Annotated in this window: 13 protein-coding genes; 7 read left to right on the forward strand and 6 right to left on the reverse strand. The window is 65.6% G+C overall.

Annotated features, from left to right (window positions below; genetic code table 11):
• Window positions 1–205 precede the first annotated feature (205 nt).
• Window positions 206–2,362: an acyl-CoA dehydrogenase family protein gene (locus AC1DCF_RS17940; protein WP_477212170.1), complete on the reverse strand. Its 2,157-nt coding sequence runs from the start codon at window positions 2,360–2,362 to the stop codon at window positions 206–208.
• Between the two features lie 301 nt (window positions 2,363–2,663).
• On the opposite strand from AC1DCF_RS17940, the gene AC1DCF_RS17945 reads away from it, so the two are divergent.
• Window positions 2,664–3,029: a PadR family transcriptional regulator gene (locus AC1DCF_RS17945; RefSeq protein WP_477212171.1), complete on the forward strand. Its 366-nt coding sequence runs from the start codon at window positions 2,664–2,666 to the stop codon at window positions 3,027–3,029.
• Window positions 3,026–4,114: a hypothetical protein gene (locus tag AC1DCF_RS17950; protein WP_477212172.1), complete on the forward strand. Its 1,089-nt coding sequence runs from the start codon at window positions 3,026–3,028 to the stop codon at window positions 4,112–4,114. Before AC1DCF_RS17945 ends, AC1DCF_RS17950 begins: the two co-directional genes overlap by 4 nt.
• Window positions 4,115–4,313: 199 nt before the next feature.
• Here the strand turns inward: AC1DCF_RS17950 and AC1DCF_RS17955 are convergent, their stop codons facing one another.
• From AC1DCF_RS17955 to AC1DCF_RS17965, 3 genes are all read right to left on the reverse strand, one after another.
• Entirely contained in the window at window positions 4,314–5,099 is a 786-nt protein-coding gene (locus AC1DCF_RS17955) for an ABC transporter permease (protein ID WP_477212173.1), read from the reverse strand.
• Window positions 5,096–6,130: an ATP-binding cassette domain-containing protein gene (locus tag AC1DCF_RS17960; RefSeq protein WP_477212174.1), complete on the reverse strand. Its 1,035-nt coding sequence runs from the start codon at window positions 6,128–6,130 to the stop codon at window positions 5,096–5,098. The genes AC1DCF_RS17955 and AC1DCF_RS17960 overlap by 4 nt, the downstream gene beginning before the upstream one ends.
• 212 nt (window positions 6,131–6,342) lie before the next feature.
• Window positions 6,343–7,056, reverse strand: a complete 714-nt coding sequence (locus tag AC1DCF_RS17965; RefSeq protein ID WP_477212175.1) for a PadR family transcriptional regulator — start codon at window positions 7,054–7,056, stop codon at window positions 6,343–6,345.
• A 115-nt stretch (window positions 7,057–7,171) separates the two neighbouring features.
• On the opposite strand from AC1DCF_RS17965, the gene AC1DCF_RS17970 reads away from it, so the two are divergent.
• Both AC1DCF_RS17970 and AC1DCF_RS17975 read left to right on the forward strand, forming a co-directional pair.
• Window positions 7,172–7,696: a DUF1697 domain-containing protein gene (locus AC1DCF_RS17970; RefSeq protein ID WP_477212176.1), complete on the forward strand. Its 525-nt coding sequence runs from the start codon at window positions 7,172–7,174 to the stop codon at window positions 7,694–7,696.
• Entirely contained in the window at window positions 7,696–8,280 is a 585-nt protein-coding gene (locus tag AC1DCF_RS17975; protein WP_477212177.1) for a YdeI/OmpD-associated family protein, read from the forward strand. Before AC1DCF_RS17970 ends, AC1DCF_RS17975 begins: the two co-directional genes overlap by 1 nt.
• A 44-nt stretch (window positions 8,281–8,324) precedes the next feature.
• Here AC1DCF_RS17975 and recQ read toward each other — a convergent pair whose 3' ends face one another.
• Window positions 8,325–10,400 carry a DNA helicase RecQ gene (gene recQ, locus AC1DCF_RS17980; RefSeq protein WP_477212178.1) on the reverse strand — a complete coding sequence of 692 codons (2,076 nt, stop codon included), beginning with the start codon at window positions 10,398–10,400 and terminating at the stop codon, window positions 8,325–8,327.
• A gap of 192 nt (window positions 10,401–10,592) precedes the next feature.
• Here recQ and AC1DCF_RS17985 point away from each other — a divergent pair, with 192 nt between their 5' ends.
• Both AC1DCF_RS17985 and AC1DCF_RS17990 read left to right on the forward strand, forming a co-directional pair.
• Window positions 10,593–11,186 carry a TetR/AcrR family transcriptional regulator gene (locus tag AC1DCF_RS17985; RefSeq protein WP_477212179.1) on the forward strand — a complete coding sequence of 198 codons (594 nt, stop codon included), beginning with the start codon at window positions 10,593–10,595 and terminating at the stop codon, window positions 11,184–11,186.
• A gap of 58 nt (window positions 11,187–11,244) precedes the next feature.
• Window positions 11,245–13,407: a YhgE/Pip domain-containing protein gene (locus AC1DCF_RS17990; RefSeq protein ID WP_477212180.1), complete on the forward strand. Its 2,163-nt coding sequence runs from the start codon at window positions 11,245–11,247 to the stop codon at window positions 13,405–13,407.
• A 138-nt stretch (window positions 13,408–13,545) separates the two neighbouring features.
• Here the strand turns inward: AC1DCF_RS17990 and AC1DCF_RS17995 are convergent, their stop codons facing one another.
• A complete protein-coding gene (locus AC1DCF_RS17995; protein ID WP_477212181.1) occupies window positions 13,546–15,267 on the reverse strand; it encodes a cytochrome c biogenesis protein CcdA in 1,722 nt (573 codons plus the stop codon).
• Window positions 15,268–15,609: 342 nt separating this feature from the next.
• Between AC1DCF_RS17995 and AC1DCF_RS18000 the strand changes: the two genes are divergently transcribed.
• On the forward strand, window positions 15,610–16,272 hold the full coding sequence (locus tag AC1DCF_RS18000; protein ID WP_477212182.1) for a fasciclin domain-containing protein: 663 nt from the start codon (window positions 15,610–15,612) through the stop codon (window positions 16,270–16,272).
• Window positions 16,273–16,303 lie beyond the last annotated feature (31 nt).

A 16,303-nucleotide genomic window follows, 5' to 3' on the forward strand; every position in this document is an offset into this window, starting at 1 on the left:
GTGGTCTGCCTGGAGCCGTTCGGGTAACGTCTCCCAGTCGCTGGCACCTCGTCTCGAGTTGCAAACGATGTGAGTGCCGTCCCAGCTGCGAGCGAAAATCAGGGGAAAAGCCAGGTAGATCAAACCTGACTTTCGCTCACCTACTGAGATTGGCACAAAAGACCAAACCACACATACCCCCCTAACGAGGGGAGAATTTCGCGGGCTACCGCTTCTTCGAGGCCTTCTCATCGATCGGTGCAGTGCCGGAAGCGCGCAGGTCGCGGTAGTAGGCGCGAGCCTCGGCCTGACGCTCCGCCTCGATGCCGCTCGAGATCGGGGCTCGCAGGTGTTCCTGCGAGTAGCCGAAAGCGTCGACGAGATCTTGGGCGTGCGGGCGGATGCGGGCGATCAGCCGGTCGATGTATGCGGTGAGCGCCACGGCCCGCTGAGCCGACAGACGCCCGTTGATCAGGTACCAGGAGAGGTGCTTCTCGATCAGGCCGAGCCCGAACAGATCGCGCAGCCAGGTCAGCACCTGCTTGGTGCCGGCATCCGTCGTCGCATCGACAGCGCGCGTGAAGGCCTCCCACTGCAGCAGTTCACCATGAGCGCGCGCCGCTTCGATCAGCTGATTCTGCTGGGAGTTGAACAGGTCCGCCGCCTGCTTCTTCGGAAGCTTGCTCGCCGGACGCAGTACGGTCGCCGCAGCGGCGATCATGCTCTCGACCCGGTCGGTCAGCAGCTCACGCTGCACGGCGGTCTCTCGCAGCGCGCCAACGGATCGCGCCGTGGAGCCTCGGTCTGAAACGTTCTGGGTGAGACGGCGCAGGCCCGTGCCGTTGAAGGCACGGTCGGCGGCGTTCTTGACCACGTAGCGGGCAAGGGCGCCGACATCCGCCGAGGCGAACTGCTTGCTGTAATCGGTGAGCAGGCGCTTGGCCACGAGCTGCAACAGCACATTGTTGTCGCCCTCGAACGTGGCGTACACGTCGAGGTCGGCACGCAGCCCGACGAGGCGGTTCGCGGCGATGAAACCGGCTCCCCCACAGGCTTCGCGCGCCTCCTGAAGGGTGTCGAGTGCGTGCCAGGTTGAGAGCGGCTTGAGCACTGCGGCCAAGGTCTCGAGGTCTTGGCGGTCGTCGTCGGTGTCGGCCTTGCCGCTGAACACTTCTTCGAACTTCACCAGGAACTCGTCGTGCGCGAACGTGGCCGCATACGTGGTGGCCAAGCGCGGCAGCAGCCGGCGCTGGTGCCGCTGGTAGTCGAGGATGACCTCTTCATCGGTGTCGCTGCCGGCCGTGAACTGGCGGCGCTGACCGGCGTAGGTGATGGCGATCGTGAGGCCGAGCGCGGACGCCGCAACCGCCGAGCCGTCGAGTGACACCCGGCCCTGCACGAGGGTGCCGAGCATGGTGAAGAAGCGTCGGCCGGGGCTGTGGATCGAGCTCGTGTAGCTGCCGTCGGGGGCAACGTCGCTGTAGCGGTTGAGGAGGTTTTCGCGTGGAATCCGCACGTTCGTGAAGTGCAGACGACCATTGTCGATGCCGTTCAGGCCACCCTTCAATCCGTCGTCTTCCCCTCCGATCCCGGGCAGAAAGTCGCCGTTCTCGTCGCGGATCGGCGTGTAGAAGGCGTGCACGCCGTGGTTCACGCCCTGCGTGATCAGCTGGGCGAAGACGACGGCGGCGATCCCGTCGTTCGCCGCGTTGCCGAGGAACTCTTTCCAGGCTGCCTTGAACGGCGTGTGAATGACGAACTCTTCGGTGTCGGGGTCGTAGGTGGCGGTCGTGCCGATGCTCGCGACATCCGAACCGTGACCGATCTCGGTCATGGCGAACGCGCCGGGAGTCTTGAGGCTCATGATGTCGGGAAGGAGGGCGTCGTGGTGCTTCTGGGTACCGAGGTGCAGCACGGCGGCGCCGAACAGGCCCCACTGCACGCCGCCCTTGATCTGCAGGCTCGGGTCGGCGGTGACGAGTTCTTCGAAGCCGGCGATGTTTCCGCCGTGGTCGTCGTGGCCGCCCAGGGAAGAGGGGAAGGCGCGGTGCACGTGGCCGTTGTCGGCGAGGACCTGCATCTGGGCGAAGACGCGGGCGCGGTGCTCGGCCATCGACTGGCCTTCGATGCGCTGCATCTCGGGCTGCGCGGTGAGCTTGCGGGCGGCGAGACGCACGTCGGCCCAGGTGCCGAGGAGCATGCGGCCGAGCTGCTCGAGGTCGACGTGCGGCGCGGTCGGGTCGCCGGCAATCTTGATCGGGCCGGTGTTGACGTTCGGGTCGACGGCGGCGGTTGTGCTGGCCGTCTTTTCGGTGCCTGAGGCAGCGGAGGCCGCTGCCGACTTGGGGGAACGGGGGGCGGGGCGCTGTGCGGTATCAACCATCGTCGGTCCTCTTCTTTCACGCGGTGCTGTCGTTGCCTGCTGTGCACCCACGTTAGGCGCGGCTCGAACGCGGCGGAAATAGTGCGTGAGACGGCGACAAAGAAGTATGCCGTGCGCGGCATCCGTTCTGTAGGTTTCCTCAGGTCGACGAGTCTGAGCGGGTCGTACTTCTACAAAACGGATACCGCACGGCGGGCCCGGATCGCCTGCCCGGCCACCGCTCTGACGCACGACACGCTAGTTCGCGCGCCACACTACTGTGCAGTGCGTGCTACCGTGACTGCAGATTGAGGGAGGCCGAATGGATACAACACAGTTGTTGAAGGGCGTGCTGGATGTCGCGGTGCTCGCGGTGGTTCAACACGAGGATGGGTACGGCTACGACATCGTGCGGCGGCTACGCGACGCCGGGCTCGGCGAAGTGGGTGACGCCTCGGTGTACGGCACACTGCGCAGACTCTATGCGGCGGGCGCGCTGTCGAGCTACGTGGTGCCGTCCGAGGACGGCCCTCATCGCAAGTACTACGCGATAAACCCGGAAGGCACCCAGATGCTCGCCCAACAGCGGCAGATCTGGGGGGACTTTGCGACGGCGATGACGCAGTTGCTGGCCGAACCCGCGCCTCTACGGAAACCTGTGATTCGGAAGATTGGGGAGAAGATATGAGCGACACCGCGACACTCTTGGACGCCGAGGTAGCGGCCTTCGCCGCCGCGATCCGGACGTATCTCGATGATCTTCCGGCCGAGGATGTTGACGATCTGACGGGCGGCCTCGAGGCCGATCTCTTGGAGCAGGCTTCTGACCAGGACGGAGCTTTGACGCTCGGCGACCCCGAGCTGTACGCCGCAGAGTTGCGCGCTTCAGCGGGGTTTCCTGAGCGCCGTGCCTTGGTTCCGCCGAAGCGAAGGTGGCGAGACGCTGTCGCTGATGCCCGCGCCGCGTTGGTGCGACGGATTCGGGCGACGCCGGTMGGGGCGTGGCTGACCGACTTCGTCATTGCGCTGCGTCCGGTGTGGTGGTTGCTGCGCGGTTGGGCGGTCTACGAGCTGGCCACCCTCGTTGCCGGCAAATTCAGCATGGACCCGCTCACGCCGTCGCGCTGGCCGTTTCTGCTCGCGGCCGTGCTCGTGAGCGTGCAGTGGGGGCGCGGAAAATGGCTGCCGACATCCTGGCTGAAGACGGTCAGAACACTTGTCAGCATCGTCACGGCCATAGCGCTGCCCTTTCTGCTCACGGCCGCCATCAACTCGACGGGCACGACCTACCTCACGGTCACTCAGTTCACAGAACCTGCCCCTGACCAGACCGGGCTCTGGATCGACGGCGCGCGGGTATCGAACATCTTTGCCTATGACGCCGACGGCAACCCGCTGACCAATGTGCAGCTCTTCAACCAGATCGGCGAGCCGCTCACCACGGTTGGCTCTGATTACGTTGATCAGGACCACGACTACTTCTATTTCATCGGCACGGATGCCTCCACTGTCCCGTTCCTGGGCGCCTATGGCGGTCGGAACTGGAACGTGTTCCCTCTCGATGTTGTCAAGAATCCCGATGGTGGCGAACCCGACCTGAAGAATGCGCGGGCCGCTGCGCCTCCGTTCGCGAAGGTGCCGTCGCTGCCGGGGATGCCGACTCCGACGCCGAGTGCCGTCCCCTCAGTCGGCCCGTCGGCCGACCCCGCACCTGCCGACGCCGCCGCGGCTGGCGCCAACGCGCCGACCGCAGAGACTCAGCCGACACCATGACCGAGCAGGAGCGCATCCTCTTCGTCGACATCACGTATCTCGTCACCGAAGCTCTCGAAGCTCTCGGACGGGAGAATCAGGCGCTCGCCGACGCCGACGCATCCGTCGACTGAACGCAGAGGAGGAGATTCTGCGCCACGCCGCCCCAACCTGTCGGTCGGTGGCGGCGAGTCGCAGAATCTCCTCCGTTACGTGCGGCCTAGGCCGAGCGCTGATAGGCGCGGAAAGCCCGCGTCGACAGCCACGCCATGACGACGGCCAGCGCCGCCAGCATCCCGAGGTGCGCCCAGATCGTTGCCCAGTCCGGTGTGGCTTGCAACGCCTGCCTAGCCACGATGACCGCCCATTCGACCGGGTTGTAGGCCGCGGCGGTCGCCACCCAGGAGGCCGACAGGCTCGTCTGCATCAGCGCGCTGCTGAGGAAGATCAGCGGAATTGAGATCATTTGCGAGATCCCGATGAGCACGTTCTGATTGCGGGCGAGCAGAGCCGCCGCGTTCGACAGCGCCGAGAAGATGGCCGTCAGCAGCATCGCGGCGACGACCATGAGCAGGATGCCCGCTGCTCCCCCCTCGAATCGCGCCCCGAACAGCCAGGCGACGCCGACGACGATCAGGGTTTGGATCAGGGTCAGGATCGCCTGATAGGCCAGCGTCGACACCATCAGGGCACCCCGATTCGTCGGGGAGGTGAGCAGGCGGTCCATCACGCCACGATCCATGTCCTGGATGTAGGTGGTGCCGGCCCAGGCGCTGCCGAACAACGCCATCATCATCACGATTCCGGGCGTGAGGAACTCGAGATAGCTCTCTTCCCCGGTGAAGCCGGGGATGTCGACGACTGATTTGAAGAGCTGGCCGAACAGGAGCAGCCAGATCATGGGCTGCACCAGGTTCAGGACCAGGAAGGCCGGGATGCGCCAGGCCGCGCGCAATTGGCGGGCAGTGAGAATTCCGGTGTGGGTGACGGCGGTTGCGATGCTCATGATGCACTCTCCTCGGCGAGTTCTACAGCGGGAACGGCCCCGCTGTTCGCGTGGGCACGGGCGAAACTGTGCCCGGTGTGACGCAGGTACACGTCGTCCAGGCTGGGACGGGCGACGGTGGCGGATGCCACGCGCAGGTTTGCCGCGTCGAGGGTGGCGAGGGCGAGCGGCAAAGCCGTCGCGCCGTCGTCCGCCCGGGCGCGGAGCGTGCGCCCCTCGAGCGTCAGCTCGAGAAAGGCCGGCACCCGTTCGAGTGCGGCGCGGGCGGCGGGCAGGTCAGCGGTTTCCCGCAGATCCACCACGACGGCATCGCCACGCAGGCCGCTCTTCAGCTCATCGGGCGTGCCTTCGGCGACGATGCGGCCGCGGTCGACGATCGCGAGCCGGTTGGCCAGGTGGTCGGCCTCCTCGAGGTAGTGAGTGGTGAGCAGAACCGTCATCTGCTCCTGCCGGGCCATCCGCTCGATCTCTGCCCACATCTCGGCGCGGGCTTCGGGGTCGAGTCCGGTGGTCGGCTCATCGAGAAACAACACGGCCGGCCGGTGCATCAGCCCGAGCGCCACGTCGAGTTTGCGGGCCATGCCGCCCGAATAGGTCTTCACCTGGCGCTTGGCCGCGCTTTCGAGAGCGAACCGGCCAAGCAGGTCGTCGGCCCGCGCGTGGGCGGCCTTCGCACTCATGCCGTGCAGGCGCCCGGCGAGCACGAGGTTCTCCCAGCCCGTGTCCATGGGGTCTGAGACTTGTTTCTGGGCGACGAATCCGATGGCGTGGCGCACCTGCTCCGGATGCTTGCCCACATCGATTCCGGCGACCGTCGCAGTTCCCGAGTCGGCGCGTGACAACGTCGACAGAATCTTCACGGTGGTGGATTTGCCGGCTCCGTTCGGACCGAGCAGGCCGAAAATGGTTCCGGCTTCGGCCTGGAAACTCAGTCCGTCGAGGGCACGGATCGGCGGCTTGCCGCGTCCGCCTGAATAGGTTTTGACCAGATCGGTCGCGTGAAGCGCCAGATCTGTCTGTGATGTAGCCATGAGGCTCCTCCTTGGGGGTGGGAGCGCTCCGGTGTGAGATGCGGTTGGGTGCGGTGCATGAGCGTGCGGTCAGCTCTAAACTGACAGCACGCTCTGAGGCGACTGTTGACGCAGAATTCAGCTCACGCTGGAACGACTCGGATGTGAGGTGGCTCGGATGTTGGCGCATCCGGGCCACCGTTTTTATGGGTGGCTGTTGAGTTGTGTGCGGGTCAGGGCGCGGGGTCGGCGTCCTCCTTGTTCGCGCGGAGGCCGGGGCTGCCGAATTCGGGATCGCCGAAAATCTCGGCGCCGAACTCGGCCTGAATATCCGCCGCAGTGCGGCCTTCCCCGAGAAGCTCGTGCAGGCGCGTCCAGAACTGCATCCCGCCGAAACTGCCGTTCGCAAACCGCTCGACCGACGATGCGACGAAATTGCGTTCCGCGGTCATGATCGCGACGCGGTAGTCGAACTCGATCAGGAACAGTTCGGGAAGGCTCTGCATGAGGGCCGACGCACGTTCGTCGGCTCGGGCAGCGAGCTCGACGCCCAGCCGGTCGAGTCGTTCCTGCAACAAGACAATGGCGTCGGCGGGCGGGAGCATGGGCATCAGCGAGAGTCCGGTCTCGAACGCCGGGTACTCTTTGACCGGCTCGGCCAGCAGCTCGCTGAGCCATTCTCTCGACTCGACGCGGCCGGCATCCGTGATCGCATAAACGATGCGCTCCGGACGATTGCCCTCACGCTCCGTATGACTCGCCTCGATGAACTGGTGCTTCTCGAGCGACTTGATCACCGCGTAGAGCGAACCGAAGTTCAGCTTGATGCTGTCTTCTTTTCCGCGCTCTCGCAGGTTGGTGGTCATCTCGTACGGGTACATCGGGCGCTCCCACAAGCACGACAGCACGGCCAGGGCCAGTGGGTTCGAAATCACTCGCTTCGACATACTCACCTCCAAATACTTCACTCAGAGTATTCCGCACCGAGTGCTCTGTCAAGAGCATCCATTTGCGGGTATGCGAGGTCGCGCGGATGTCGGCGCCAGCCGATATTCTCGCCTCATGACTCGTTATGCAGCCCTGCTCCGTGGTGTGAATGTCGGCGGAATCAACCTGAAGATGGCCGACGTTGCCGCGCTATTTTCGGGCCTCGGATTCGACAACGTGAAGACCGTGTTGGCGAGCGGGAATGTGTTGTTCGACTCTCCCATTTCAGCCGCTGAGCTCAAGCCCCAGATCGAGGCAGCCCTCGGCGAGCGATTCGGCTACGAAGCGTGGGTGCACGTGCTCGACGTGAAGACGATCGGGCGCATCATCGAGGACTTTCCGTTCGAGGCCGAACGCGAGGGGTGGCATCCATATGTCATCTTCACCCTCGACCCGGCCTTGGCCGCCGAACTGCTCACCTGGCAAGACAAGCTGGATGCGGAGTTCGAGAGCATCCGGCCCGGCGACGGGGTCATCTACTGGACCGTTGAACGCGGCAATACCCTCGGCAGCACGTTTTCGAAGGAGACGGCGCGCGCCAAGCACAAGGCGACCACGACGACGCGCAATCTGCGCACACTGCAGAAACTGGTGCTCTGATGGCGGTGGAACGGGAGCTGCTCGTGTTCGGAAGTGCCGCCGAATGGCGCGCCTGGCTCGAGGCTCATGCCGCCAAATCGCCCGGGGTGCAACTCGCGATCGGCAAGAAGGGGTCGGGGATACCGAGCGTCAGCTATCTGGAGGCGCTCGAGGAAGCCCTCTGTTTCGGCTGGATTGACGGGCAGCGCAACCGACTCGATGAGACGCATTTTCGGCAGCTCTACACTCCGCGCGGCCCACGCAGCATCTGGTCGCAGATCAACCGGGACCGGGTGCAAGCCCTCATCGACGCGGGACGGATGACCCCGGCCGGCTTGGCCGAGATCGACCGGGCGAAGTCCGATGGCCGGTGGGATGCCGCCTATGCGCCCGCGAGCACCGCCGTCGTTCCCGACGACCTGGCTGCCGCTCTCGCCGCCTCGCCGGCGGCGTTGGCACTGTTCGAGCAGTTGGACAGCGCGAATCGGTTCGCGATCCTGTTTCGGATTGCGAACGTCAAGCGTGCCGAGACGCGTGAGCGCAAGATCGTGACGTATGTCGAGATGCTTGCGCGCGGCGAGACGATCTATCCGCGGAAGGCGTGAGGCCCGACGCGCCGATCCCGAGATAGCGGGACGAGGAGACCGCGCTACAGCGCCGGGACGAACGCCCCCGCCGCCACCACGTCGATGACCTTCTGGCCGTAGGACTCCAGCTTCTTCGCCCCGATTCCGGTGATGCCGTCGAGGTCGCCAAGCGACGCCGGCTTCGCGGCGGCGATCGCAATCAGGGTGGCATCGCCGAAGACGATGTAGGCGGGAACACCCTGTTCGCGCGACTCGGCCGAGCGCCAGGCGCGCAGCGCTTCGAAGAGCTCCTCGTCGGCGGGCGACAGGTCGGCGGCTTTCGCCTTGCTCGAACTGCGGGACGAGCGAGCGCCGCGTTCCGCACGTTCGGCACGCTCCGGCTCGTGCCGCAGCTGCACGGCGTGGTTGCCGGCAAGCACCTCGGCCGCGGCATCCGTCACCGCCAGCACACCGTACTCACCCTGGGTCGCGATAAGCCCCTGCGCGAGAAGCTGTCGCACGACGCCGCGCCACTGCTGGTCGCTGAGGTCGGAGCCGATGTTCCACGTGGCGAGCTGGTCGTGCCCGTGCTGGGTGACGCGCGGGGTGACTTTTCCGCGCAGGATGTCGACCAGGTGCCCGGCTCCGAAGCGCTGATTGCGCTCGCGCAGCAGACGCACAATCGTGGAGAGCAGCTTCTGGGCGGGAATCGTGCCGTCCCAGGCGGCCGGCGGAGTGATACACGTATCGCAGTTGCCGCAGGGCTCGCTCTGCTGGCCGAAGTAACGCAGCAGATTGACGCGGCGGCAGTCAACGGTTTCGCAGAGCGCGAGCATGGCGTCGAGGTGCGCGGACAGCTTGCGGCGGTGCGCGAGGTCGCCCGGCGACTCGTCGATCATGCGCCGCTGCTGCACGACGTCCTGCAGCCCGTAGGTGAGCCATCCGGTCGACGGCAGGCCGTCACGGCCGGCGCGACCGGTCTCCTGGTAGTAGCCCTCGACGCTCTTCGGCAGGTCGATGTGGGCGACGAAGCGCACATCGGGCTTGTCGATGCCCATGCCGAACGCGATGGTGGCGACGATGATCACGCCGTCTTCGCGCAGGAATCGGGCCTGGTTGCGGGCGCGCACCCGGGCGTCGAGACCCGCGTGGTACGGCAGGGCGTTGAGGCCGCTGGCCTGCAAGAACTCGGCGGTCGCCTCGACGCTCTTGCGGCTGAGCGCGTAGACGATTCCCGCGTCGTCCGGGTGCTCGGTCTTGATGAAGCTGAGCAGCTGCTTGCGCGGCTCGGCCTTGTTGACGATGCGGTACTGGATGTTCGGCCGGTCGAAGCTGGCGACGAAGTGCTTCGCCTGCTCCAGCTGCAGCCGGGAGGTGATCTCCTGGTGCGTCGCATCCGTCGCCGTGGCGGTGAGCGCGATGCGCGGCACATCGGGCCAGCGGTCGGCCAGCTCGGACAGCGCGAGGTAGTCGGGCCGAAAGTCGTGGCCCCACTGCGACACACAGTGGGCTTCGTCGATGGCGAAGAGTGCGATCTCACCGCGGTCGAGAAACCGCTTGGTCGACTCGAGCGAGAGACGCTCGGGTGCGACGTACAGAAGGTCGAGGTTGCCGGCGATGTAGTCGCGTTCCACCTGATTGCGGGACTCGGCGTCCTGGCTGGAGTTCAGGAATGCAGCGCGCACGCCGACAGCGGTGAGCGCGTCGACCTGATCTTGCATGAGGGCGATCAGCGGGGACACGACAATGCCGGTGCCCGGGCGCACGAGCGACGGGATCTGGTAGCAGAGGCTCTTACCGCCACCGGTCGGCATCAGCACGACGGCGTCGCCACCATTGATGAGCTGGTCGATGATCGCGGCCTGCTCACCGCGGAACGAGTCGTAGCCGAAGACCGTGTGCAGCGCTTCGGCGGCGGTGGTGAACTTGGCGGTGGCCGGGTTGCGACGGATGTCGGCGGACGCGGCGTGTGATGCGGTGCCGTTGGGACCGCTGGGAGCACCCAAGCCCCCGGCCCGGCTGACCGGGGAGTCGGCGAAGTCCGGCGCCTGATAGGCGTCATCCGGGGGCGGCGGGGCCCCGTAGTACTCGGCATACCCGTCGTCGATGGGCGGCGGAACCTCGTTCGGATCCCACGGAATTTCGTCGTTCCAACTCACCGGGCAAGCCTACCGGCGCGCCCCTGAACGACTGCTGCTCGGCGTGAGGCTGTGCACGCGTCACGAACTCCGGAGCCTGTGCACGCGCCCGGCACGCCAACGACCGCGCACCCGGCGATACGCCATTTGACAGCAAATCAACATCGGACGTAGTCTCTTACGATTGTAAAATAGATTTACGAGAGGGCGATCGTGCCGGAACCTACCGATCCGCGGGCGATCCGGTCGCGCGCCGCGCTCCTGGCCATAGCTGAGCAGCTTCTCGGTGAAGCGCACGCTGACGCGTTGACCGTCACCGAGGTCGCCTCGCGAGCCGGAGTGAGCCGGCCCACGTTTTACCAGCATTTTGCAGATGTGCCCGCCCTCATCGCGGCCGCAGTTGTCGCGGACCTCGAGGCATCCTTCGCCCGGAGCGACGCACAGCTCACGGACCGAGCCGGTGTCGAGTTCTTGCGCGGCACAATTCGAATGCTCCTTGAGCACGTCTCCCTCCGGCGCGAGGTGTACCGGCGTGTGCTTCGGGGCTCGAGTAGCTATGTCGTGCTGTCTGCGGCGGTCGGATATATCTCCACCCGCATGAGCGAGCACGTGCTCGGCGCTCATCTCGCCCCAGGAAGTCGAGCTGACGACGATCGGATCACTTCAATCGCAGCGGGGTCGACCTGGCTGGTGCTGCAATGGCTCGAGACGGACTTCCCCGGGCGCGACACCCCCGAGGCTTTCGCGGAACGCCTGTCCGACCTGATGCTCACCCTCGCCGGGGTTCCCGACACCCTCCGCAGCTGACCGAGCAGCGACATCCGTTTTCTCACACCTCCCCACACACGCATTCGAAAGTAAAGTTATGGCCCTTCTCCGTTCAGCTGCCCGCGCGCGCCGCCGGCTCACGCTGCCGAAACCCTTCGCGATTGTCGTCTTGATCGCCCTGAGCATCATCCCGCTGATCTACGCTGCTGCCTTGATCTGGTCGAACAACGACCCCGCCGGCAATATCGGCAATGTGCCCGCGGCGATCGTGAACCTCGACGCCGGAGCGACTGTCGAGGACAGCGCCGGAAGCTCGAGCTCGATCCAGCTCGGTGACGACGTCGTCTCGGCGCTCGTCGACGCGAACGGTGACAGCAAAGAAGGTTTCGGGTGGACTGTCACCGACGCCGACAAGGCCAAAGCGGGACTGGCGCGCGGTGACTATCTGGCCGTGCTCACGATCCCGACCGATTTCTCAGCAAACGCAACCTCGCCGGCGACGGTTGAGCCGACCGACGCGAACGCGGCCAAACAGGGCATGCTCTCGATCACGACCAACGACGCGACCAACTACATCACCGGAAGCATGGCCCAGTCTCTGGGCAACACTCTGGTGCGGAATCTCGCAGACACGGTCTCGTCGACATACCTCGAAAACGTCTACCTCGGTTTCACCACTGTGCACGACAGCATTGCCGACGCCGCAGAGGGTGCGGCCACCCTCGCCGACGGCACGAGCGAACTTTCGACCGGTGCATCCGCCCTCGCCGATGGCGCATCGACGCTCGCCATCGGAGCGGGGAAACTCAGCAGCGGGCTGGGCCAGATCTCCTCGGCAACGGATGCGCTACCCGCCGGGCTCTCCGCATTGAACGCCGGCATCGGCCAAGCCACCACCGGCGCAACCGATCTCAGCACCGGCCTGGCGACCCTGCAGGGTGGAACGTCGTCCCTGGCCGCCGGCGCCGATCGCGCGCTGACCGGCGGAACCCAGCTCTCGGACGGGCTCGACACCCTCGATACCGCGACACCGACGCTCGCTGCGGGCGCCGCGCAGGTCGCCGGCTCCCTCGACCAACTCGTCGCCGGCTACAACACCATGACCGATCCGCAGCGTGCCGCCGCGCTTCAGCAGCTCGACACCGCCGCCCACCAGGTCTCCGATGGAGCCGGAACCGTGAGCAGCAGCGTCTCCGCCCTGGATGCCGGGGCGGAAGCCTTGGTCGGATCGGCGAGTGAAGGCACCGGGCTGAGCGCCCTGGCCTCCGGCGCCGCAGATGTTCGGGACGGAACCCTCGCCGCGAGCGAAGGTGCGACAACTCTCGCCGCCGGACTCGGCAGCCTCAACACGGGATTCGATGGCTTGACCGTGAAACTCACGACGTTGGTCTCGTCGATCACGACCGCGGCGAGCAGCAGCAGCAGCCTCGCCACGGGGGCGGACACCCTCAAGTCCGGTGCCTCCTCTGCAGCCGACGGCGCACACCGGGTCGACGACGGCGCACACACCCTCTCGACCGGGCTCGCCGACGGTGTACTGAAGATTCCGACCTACACGAACACGCAAGCAAACCAGCTTGGCAACGTTGCCGCCGCCCCCATCGCGCTCGATGCCGAGCGGGAGAATGCTGTCGCGCTCTATGGCGCCGGTCTCGCTCCGTACTTTCTGTCGTTGGGACTGTGGATCGGCAGCCTTGCGGTGTTCTTCATGCGCCCGGCGCTCAACACGCGCCTCGTCGGTTCACGCTTGCCGTTGTGGTTGGTTGCGTTGCGCTCTTATCTTCCGAACGCGCTCATCGCCGTCGTGCAAGCGACGCTTGCTGTGCTCGCAGTGAAGTTCGCCGTCGGCATCGACATCGTGAACCTCCCCGCAACGTTCGGAATTGCGATCCTTGCATCGCTCACCTTCATGGCCATCAATCAAGCACTCATCGCGCTCCTCGGTGCGCCCGGCAGATTCGTCGGCTTGCTGTTCGTCGTTCTGCAGCTCAGCGCCGCCGGGGGAACCTATCCCATCCAGACCGCGGCCCCTTTCTTCCAGGCGTTGCACAACTATCTGCCCCTCACCGACGCCGTGCAGTCATTCCGCACGTTGATTGCCGGCGGCACGCTCGGAGTCGGCCCCTGGGTGTGGAGTCTCGTCTTCTGGGCGATCGGTGCACTCGTCGCGATTGGCATCGCGGCCTTCGTCACCCGGCGACGCCTGAACCGCAGTGAGTTTCTCGCGGAGGCACCCGTCGCGCTGCCCCAGGTCATGTAGCGAACGACGCACCGACACGGATGCCCCCGGCCGACCTGTGCAGGTCTGCCGGGGGCATCCGTTCTTCACGAGTTGTCTGGGGTCCCGCGGCCTGGACTCTCGTCGTCTGGAGTCTCGCGGTCAACCGAGGTTGACGTTCTATCCGAAGGTGAAGGAGAACGCTTCGACGCCGGCCGAGAGCGTGGCGGTGAGGGTTCCGGACCCCGACTTCTTCGTTGTTAGTAGCGTGTGCGCATTCGGTGTGCCCGACACGTCGATCGTCTTCGTGACTCCATCGACCGTGTAAGTCACGGTTCCGCTTCCCGCCAGCACGATCTGCACTTCGCGCCCGGTGTAGTTGAGCGCGATCTCGGCTGTGCTGCCCGTCGGGGTGATCGACTGGGTGCCGAGCTTCCAGTCGCCGTCGAGCGCGAAGGAGTTCTGGGCCAACTTCTTCGGCACGGTGAACGAGCCGGTCGCGCCCGAGTACTTCTCGGTGCCCGCATAGTTGACCTGCTTGGTGGTGCCGAGGTAAGTCTCTGGCGTGGTCGCATCCGTCGGTGTGGCATCGGCAACCTCGGTGGCCGGTGGCAGGGCCACATCCGGGTTCGCCTGCACCAGCAGCTCGCGGATCAGTTTCTCGGTCGTGGCGTAGTCGCCCTCGCCGAATTTGATATTGCGCACGGTGCCGGATGCGTCGATCAGGTAATGGGCCGGCCAGTAGCGGTTGCGGTAGTTGGTCCAGGTCGACAGGGAGTTGTCGAGGGCGACCGGGTAGGTGAGGCCGAACCCTTCGGCGCCGTTCATCACATTCGCCGGCACCTTCTCGAAGGCGTACTCCGGGGAATGGATTCCGATGACCTGCAGGCCCAGGTCTTTGTAGGCCTTGTCCCAGGCGACGACGTGCGGGATCGAGCGCTGGCAATTGATGCAGGAGTAGGCCCAGAAGTCGATCAGAACGACCTTGCCCGTCTCATCGGCCAGACTGATCGGCCGATCGCCGGGAGTGTTGAACCACTGCTGGATGCCGGTGATCGCCGGTGCGGTGCCGCAGCTCTCCAGCTCGGGGGCGCCATTCGTGCATTTGGAGAGGTCCTTGTTCTCGGCGGTGACGATCCCGCCGAGATCGAGGGAGGCGCTGATCTGCTTCGAGTTGCTGAACTGATCTTGGAGCACGCTCGTATAGTCGGGCACGAGACGCTGCAACGCCTGCGGCACGTTGAGAACGAGCCCGACCGCAAGGGCGATCATCACGACGCCGCCACCGATACGGATGCCGCGCTGGTGCTTGCGAAACGACTTCACACGTTCGGCGACCCGGCGACCGGCCAGGGCGAAAACGAGCAGCGGGATGGCCGCACCGACCGCAAAGGTGACGGTGAGTACGACCGTCTCCGGACCGATGCGGCCGGTGGATCCGGCGACGGTGATCGCGGCCAGCACCGGTCCGGCGCAGGGCACGTAGACGGCGCCAAGGGCAAGACCGAGCACGAAACCGCCGCGTTCGGTGCCGACGTTGCGCTGCGGGATCCAGGAGAACGGCTTTTCGAGGATGCGCTCGAACTGCGGAACGATCAGCCCGATTCCGATGAGCACCAGCACGATCAGGCCGGCCCAGCGCAGCACATCCTGCGGCAGGTGCAGCAGGGTGAGAAGCAGCGAGCCGATGAGGGTGAAGACACTGAAACTCACGACCAGGCCCAGGATGACGAGGTAGGGCCGCCAGCGTGATGGCGGCGGGGGCGCATCCGTTGTTCCGTCGCTGTTGCGAGCCCCCTGCACTCCCCCGGAGAAGAAGATGACGGGAAGTACGGGCAGGATGCACGGTGAGATTCCGGTGATGAGGCCACCGAAGAATCCGATGAGGGCAAGTGAGAGCACGGTCTCCTCCAAAGTCTGTCCAGTGGGGTTCGGAGGAACTGAGGTTTGGGATTGGCCCGGCTGGGCCGCCGTCTCGCCCTGGCGGTCTGGGCGTGGGGTTGCCGGCGCCGTACGAGACCAAAATCAGGAGTGGAGGTGTGTCGGCCGGGACCCGTGCCCGGAGCAGTGCGGCCTCGACGGCCGCGACACACCTCCGTTCCTGATTTCGGTACCACTCGAGTCCCGCAAGAAGTTTTGAGAATTGTCCAAACCATCCCGGACGGGGCTCCGAATGATGCAGTGAAGGCCGCACAGCACGTGGGCCTGGCGGCCATCCGGCCACTTCATTGAAGGAGAACTCCCATGCAACTCTTCACCCGCAAGGCACTGACCACCCTCTCCGTCGCCGCGATCGCCGTCGTCGGTCTCTCCGCCTGTTCGATGGGCGCCAGCAGCACCACCAATGAAGGCGCGTCGGCAAAGCCCTCAGCGGCAGCGAGCGCACCGGCGATGACCGCCGACCCGGCCGCCGATCTGGTGGGCCCGGGATGCGCCGCCTACGCAGACCAGGTTCCGAGCGGGGCCGGTTCGATCACCGGGATGTCATCAGACCCGGTCGCCGTCGCCGCGTCGAACAACCCGCTGTTGACCACACTGGTCGCCGCGGTCTCCGGCCAGCTCAACCCGGATGTCAACCTGGTCGACACCCTCAACGGCAGCGAGTTCACGGTGTTCGCACCGGTCGACTCGGCATTCGCCAAGATCGATGCGGCCACCGTCGACTCGCTGAAGACGCCAGAAGGCGCCGCGACGCTGAGCAAGATCCTGACCTACCACGTGGTTGCCGGCCAGATCGCCCCTGACGCCATCGAAGGCACCCAGACCACTGTCGAAGGTGGAACGGTCACCGTCACCGGCAGCGGAGACAACATCATGGTCAACGACGCCAAAGTGATCTGCGGTGGCGTGCACACGGCCAACGCCACGGTCTACCTGATCGATTCGGTTCTGATGCCGACGAACTAGTCGCTGAAGCAAATGAACGGCCCGCGGCCCC

The organism is Leifsonia sp. 10L418 (assembly GCF_056395445.1).